This is a genomic window from Marseilla massiliensis, from assembly GCF_016899855.1.
In the GTDB taxonomy this organism is placed as follows: Bacteria; Bacteroidota; Bacteroidia; order Bacteroidales; family Bacteroidaceae; genus Prevotella.
The window spans coordinates 1-5,507 of sequence record NZ_JACJJG010000146.1; the positions used below are offsets into that span (position 1 = coordinate 1).

Genomic DNA, 5,507 nt, shown 5'->3' on the forward strand with positions numbered 1-5,507 from the left:
TGTGATTCCACTGCCAGTTGATTTTCATCCGGTTGCCGTCAAAGCCGTCACTGACCACAAGCGGTATGACAGGACAGCCCTGTACAGGTTTCCGCATCACGGCGGGCACATGGTCCTCAGCGTCGCCAAGCATCGGCCAACCGTCAATCCAGCGGCACGGCATCAGTGTAAGCACACGCCCTACACCGCCTCTGTCCTGGAATATCACTCCGTACCAGTTACCTGATGCGTCGTCAACGATACAGCCCTGACCGACATACGGAAAACCGGCAAAGTTGTCTTCAAGAATAACTTTCTTCTCATACGGACCGGTTATCTTGTCTGCACGATAGCACACCTGGCGGCGCTTACCGCCGTCCGGCCACGAGATCATAAGCAGATAATACTTCCCGTCGTGCTTTATTGCGCGGCTGCCTTCAAGCAGTCCGTTCTCTTCCGCATCACGCTCGAATATCTTCATGTCAACGCCTCCGGGCTTAACGCCGCTCAGGTCCGGGTTAAGTTCCCTGAGCTGACCCGTCCCGTAGAACACGTAAGCACGGCCGTCATCGTCAAACAGCAGTGAAGCGTCATGGAAATGAGGCAGCCTTGACACAAGAGTCCACCCCTTTTCAGGGTCTTTCGTCTTATAGACATACCCCATAAAAGGCTTGTCGTTAGGCGAGAAGTAAGCGTAAAACGTGCCGTCATGATAACGCAGCGAGGTGGCCCACTGCCCGCGCCCGTAAGCCGTTCCGCCGGTAAGGTCGTAATTAGGCGTGTCGGTAAGGCGGTCGAACAGATAGCTCACCGTCTCCCAGTTAACAAGGTCTTTTGAGCGCATGACCGGCGCTCCGGGCATAAGGTGCATGGTGGTGCTGACCATATAGAAATAGTTGCCTACCCGTATAACGTCAGGGTCAGGCACATCCGCCCAGATAACAGGATTTGAGAATGTGCCGTCACCGTTATCGTCAGCCGGCAGCGGCAGCGGCATTGCAAGCATAGTGACAGTCAGAAGGAACAATACCAACAGATTTTTCGGTTTCATAAGCAATATGATTTACAGACGGAAATAAATATAAAAATTACCTGTTTACATAAAACAAAACAGACATCAAGGGTGATTTCAAAATAAAGAAATACTCCTGATGTCTGTAAATAAGTATGTCAGTCGTTCACTATGAGCATCGCATCGCCGTAGCACCCGAACTTGTAGCCGTTCTTCACGGCGAGATTATACGCCTCCATAACGAGATCGTAGCCACCGAACGCGGCGGTAGACATGAGCAACGTTGACATCGGATGATAGAAATTGGAAATCATCGAGTCGGCAACGCCGAACTCATAAGGCGGGAAAATGAACTTGTTTGTCCATCCCTCGTACTCCTTCAACATCTTGTCCGTGCCCACGGCGGTCTCAGTTGCTTTGATTACACTTGTGCCTACGGCGCACACATGATGACCGGCCAGCTTCGCCTCGTTGACAGTCTTGCACGCTTCGGCGCCTATAAACATCTGCTCTGAGTCCATCTTGTGCTTCGTAAGGTCCTCAACCTCGATGTCATGGAAGTTGCCCAAGGCGCAGTGCAGCGTGATAAAGGCGAAGTTAATGCCCTTTATCTCCATGCGCTTCATCAGCTCACGGCTGAAGTGAAGGCCTGATGCGGGAGCGGTAACGGCCCCTTCGTGCTTGGCGTATATGCACTGGAAGTCGTCGAGATCCTCAGGAGTAGCGGGACGGCGGTCAACAATATAATGCGGCAGCGGCGCCTCTCCAAGGGCATAAAGGTCGCGCTTGAACTCGTCATGAGGGCAGTCGTAGAGGAAGCGCAGCGTGCGTCCGCGGCTCGTAGTGTTGTCGATTACCTCTGCCACCATCGTTCCGCTGTCGTCAAAGAAGAGCTTGTTGCCTATTCGTATCTTGCGCGCCGGCTCGACGAGGACGTCCCACAGGCGCATTTCCTCGTTCAACTCACGCAGCAGAAACACCTCAATCTTGGCGTCGGTCTTCTCCTTTGTGCCGTATAGACGCGCCGGAAAGACCTTCGTGTCGTTAAAGATAAACGTGTCACCCTCGTCGAAATGGTCGAGCACATTGCGGAAGTCGAGGTACACGGGCTTGCCGTCCTCGTCCTTCAAAGGTTCTCCCTTTTCGTCTGTTTTAAACATATCTATCTTCTGCGACACTCTGTGCAACACCATCAACCGGCACTCGTCACGATGGTAAGGCGGGTTAAGGGCAATGAGTTCTTCGGGCAGTTTAAACTTAAATTGTGACAGTTTCATATATTATTTTCCTCCGTTATTATGTCTTCTATTGTCTGTTTGTCGAGCCACTGGGGAAAGTCGTCAAGCGTAACGCAGTCCTCTATCCTGACGTCTCCTACCCTCGTGCGGCACAGGGCGGTAAGATACGCTCCGCTTCCGAGCGCCTCTCCGATGTCGCGGGCAAGCGCACGGATGTATGTTCCCTTGCCGCACACAACGCGGATCGACATCTGCATCAGCGCCGGATCAAACGATGTAAGCTCTATTTCATCAATTCTCAGAGTCTTGGGCTTCAGCTCCACGTCCCTGCCTTTACGCATAAGGTCGTACGCGCGGTCACCGTTCACCTTGCAGGCAGAATACGCCGGCGGCACCTGTTGTATCTCACCGACGAACTTCGGGAGCGTTTCCTTTATCAGGTTGAGGGTGATATGTTCCGTTGGATACGTCGCGTCAACGGGATGTTCCATGTCGTAGCTGGCCGTGGTGGCGCCAAGTTGCAGCGTTGCGGTGTACTCCTTGGTGTGCTGTTGCAGCTCGTCAATGCGCTTGGTGGCACGCCCCGTGCAGAGCAGGAGCACGCCGGTGGCCAACGGGTCGAGCGTTCCGGCGTGGCCGGTCTTCATCCTTTTCACGCCGAGCTTTTGCGAAATGAGGTAACGCACACGTGCCAACGCGCCGAAACTCGACATCCTGTACGGCTTGTTAAGGCGTATGATTTCTCCTTCGTGAAAGTTCATTGCGCTTTAGTCAACCATTTTCATTTCAACGCCCATCAGTCCGCAGGCGATTATGATGATACCAACGATAATGCGGTACCAGCCGAACGCGGCAAAGCCATACTTCGTAACATAGTTGATGAAGAACTTTATCGCAAGTATGGCAACCACGAACGCCACCACCGAACCTATTATAAGGGTTTCGAGATTGTTGCCCTGCGTGAGCAGAGAGCCGCTTCCATGTGTCAGCATTTTGTACATTTCAAGGCATGTTGCGCCCAACATTGTCGGCACGGCGAGGAAGAACGAGAACTCGGCTGCTGCCTTTCTCGTGAGTCGTTGAGACATACCGCCGACGATTGTCGACATCGAGCGTGACACGCCAGGTATCATAGAGATACACTGTACAAGGCCGATAATAAAGGCACGCTTGTACGTCAGCTTGGTGTCTTCGCTGCCTTTATTGAATATCCTGTCGCAAAAGAGCATGAAAATACCGCCTATAATGAGCATCCATGCCACCAACTGGACGTTGCCGAGGTTAGACTCGATAAAGTCGTTAAACGCCAGGCCGAGCACTACGGCCGGAAGAACTCCCACCACGAGGCGGGCGTAGAAGTTGAACATCGAGTGCCAATACGACTCACCACGGCTCTCGGCGTTAGGATAGAAAAAGCGTTTCCAGTAAAGGCAGATGACCGAAAGGATGGCGCCAAACTGTATTATAACCGTAAATGCCTTTACAAAAGGCGTGCTCTCTACGCCGAGCAAGCTCTGAGCGATTATCATGTGCCCCGTCGACGACACGGGAAGAAACTCCGTCAGGCCCTCGACGATGGCGATGATGACCGTTTCAAGTAAATCCATAAGTCTGTAAGTTAAGCGTTTTTGTTGTCGTTTATGATATTGTCGTATTTTCCGTTACCATTGCCTTCATCGTCTTTTGGCTTACGCATTATGGCGTATATCATCGACACGAAGCCTATGAAGCATACCACCGGAGCCACCTTTATGCGCATGGTACTGAAGATTTCGGGATTAAAAGAGTTGTCGTCAGTACCTCCACCGCTCATCATTATAAATCCGATAATGACGATTACCATGCCGATGGCAAGCAGGATGAAGTTTTTTCGGTCAAAAGCAAAGTTCTTTCTGTCCATTTCTATGATTTTAGTTGACGAGTGACGAGGAACGAGCAGACAAGGAAATCTGTTTAGCCAACAAGTTGACAAGAAACAAGCAGACAACGGGATTTGTCTTGTTCAATGCCTGAATGCGCTCCGCCACGCCGTTTATTTGTTAATTTTTAATTGTTAATTCAAAATCTGCCTGTCAGATTTTGTACAGGTCGCCGGCCTTCATGCGCAGGAACTTGTTTACTGACACGAAGGCGCAGAACAGCGTAATTACCAACCCGAAGACGAAAACCGACGCTCCCGTTATGGCCATCACCTGCCATGTTACCACCGTAAGCACGCCCGGCTCGTATGTGTACAGGGCGTAAACGCCGCCTGCCAGAACGCCGTCGGCCAGCAACGCGGCCAACAAGCCTATGCCGACAGCATTGCCGAGGAACGGCCTACGGATGAAGCCCCACGACGCCCCGACGAGCTTCATGGTGTGTATTGTGAAGCGGCGGGCGTACATTCCCAGCTTGACGGTATTGTTGATAAGCGAGAACGACACGCATGTAAGCAACACCGCGAGCACCAGCAATACAAGGTTTATCTTGTTAAGGTTGCGGTTTACGCTGTCCATAAGGTCTTGGGGATAGGTTATATCGGTAACCTTAGAGTCTTTCTTAAGGTCTTTTGATATCCATTTCAGCGAGTCGGTGTTGGCGTATTGCGCCTTGAGTTGCAGCTCTATTGATGCCACGAAAGGGTTGACACCTAGAAATTCGCTCGGGTCGGTGCCCATAGCCCCGGTCTGTTCCTTCAGTGCCTGCTCCTTGCTAATATACGTAAGATGGCTGATATACGGCCGTTTATGCAGTTCGTTACACAACTGGCGCGCCTCGGGGTCCGTCATGTCTTCGCCCAACATCATCGTTACGGTAAGGTTTTCCTTTACATACGCTGACAAGTTCCGCGCCGACAGCACGGAGAACACCACCATACCTAATAAAATCAGCACCAACGCCGTGCTTATACATAAAGTTATACCCTGCAATCCATGGCGGACGCGGGTTTTGTTTCGTTTCTTACTCATTACTTAGTGGCTATAACACACCTAATTTGGTGCAAAGTAACAAAAAATAATCTGCACAGCCAACGGTTTAACTTTTTTTATAGTCGACGAGTCAACAAGAGACGAGCAGACAAGGAGATTTGTTTAGTCGACAAGTTGACAAGGGACGAGCAGACAAGGAGATTTGTTTAGTCGACGAGTCAACAAGATACAAGCAGACAAGGAGATTTGCATTGTAAGTATATATAATAATGTATGGGTGCAATCCATATAAGAAGAAAAACATATCTCCTTGTCTGCTTGTATCTTGTTGACTCGTCGACTAAACAAATCTCCTTGTCTGCTCGT

At 50.8% G+C, this 5,507-nt stretch carries 6 protein-coding genes; all 6 read right to left on the minus strand.

The window, feature by feature from the left end; translation table 11 throughout:
- The coding region (locus tag H6A34_RS13470; protein WP_239480891.1) for a glycoside hydrolase 43 family protein at positions 1 to 985 on the minus strand (985 nt) is incomplete at its 3' end.
- Positions 986 to 1,149: 164 nt separating this feature from the next.
- Positions 1,150 to 2,268 carry a tRNA preQ1(34) S-adenosylmethionine ribosyltransferase-isomerase QueA gene (queA, locus tag H6A34_RS13475; RefSeq protein WP_021948298.1) on the minus strand — a complete coding sequence of 373 codons (1,119 nt, stop codon included), beginning with the start codon at positions 2,266 to 2,268 and terminating at the stop codon, positions 1,150 to 1,152.
- On the minus strand, positions 2,265 to 2,990 hold the full coding sequence (gene truB / locus H6A34_RS13480) for a tRNA pseudouridine(55) synthase TruB (RefSeq protein WP_205105940.1): 726 nt from the start codon (positions 2,988 to 2,990) through the stop codon (positions 2,265 to 2,267). Before truB ends, queA begins: the two co-directional genes overlap by 4 nt.
- A gap of 6 nt (positions 2,991 to 2,996) precedes the next feature.
- Positions 2,997 to 3,836, minus strand: a complete 840-nt coding sequence (locus H6A34_RS13485; RefSeq protein ID WP_205105941.1) for an undecaprenyl-diphosphate phosphatase — start codon at positions 3,834 to 3,836, stop codon at positions 2,997 to 2,999.
- Between the two features lie 11 nt (positions 3,837 to 3,847).
- On the minus strand, positions 3,848 to 4,129 hold the full coding sequence (locus H6A34_RS13490; protein ID WP_205105942.1) for a DUF3098 domain-containing protein: 282 nt from the start codon (positions 4,127 to 4,129) through the stop codon (positions 3,848 to 3,850).
- Positions 4,130 to 4,301: 172 nt separating this feature from the next.
- Complete coding sequence (locus tag H6A34_RS13495; protein ID WP_205105943.1) at positions 4,302 to 5,180, minus strand: cell division protein FtsX; 879 nt, start codon at positions 5,178 to 5,180, stop codon at positions 4,302 to 4,304.
- Between the last annotated feature and the right edge of the window lie 327 nt (positions 5,181 to 5,507).

Coding starts and splice junctions, on each gene's coding strand:
- queA (WP_021948298.1), bottom strand. CDS start 2,268: ATGAAACTGTCACAATTTAAGTTTAAACTGCCCGAAGAACTCATTGCC.
- truB (WP_205105940.1), bottom strand. CDS start 2,990: ATGAACTTTCACGAAGGAGAAATCATACGCCTTAACAAGCCGTACAGG.
- H6A34_RS13485 (WP_205105941.1), bottom strand. CDS start 3,836: ATGGATTTACTTGAAACGGTCATCATCGCCATCGTCGAGGGCCTGACG.
- H6A34_RS13490 (WP_205105942.1), bottom strand. CDS start 4,129: ATGGACAGAAAGAACTTTGCTTTTGACCGAAAAAACTTCATCCTGCTT.
- H6A34_RS13495 (WP_205105943.1), bottom strand. CDS start 5,180: ATGAGTAAGAAACGAAACAAAACCCGCGTCCGCCATGGATTGCAGGGT.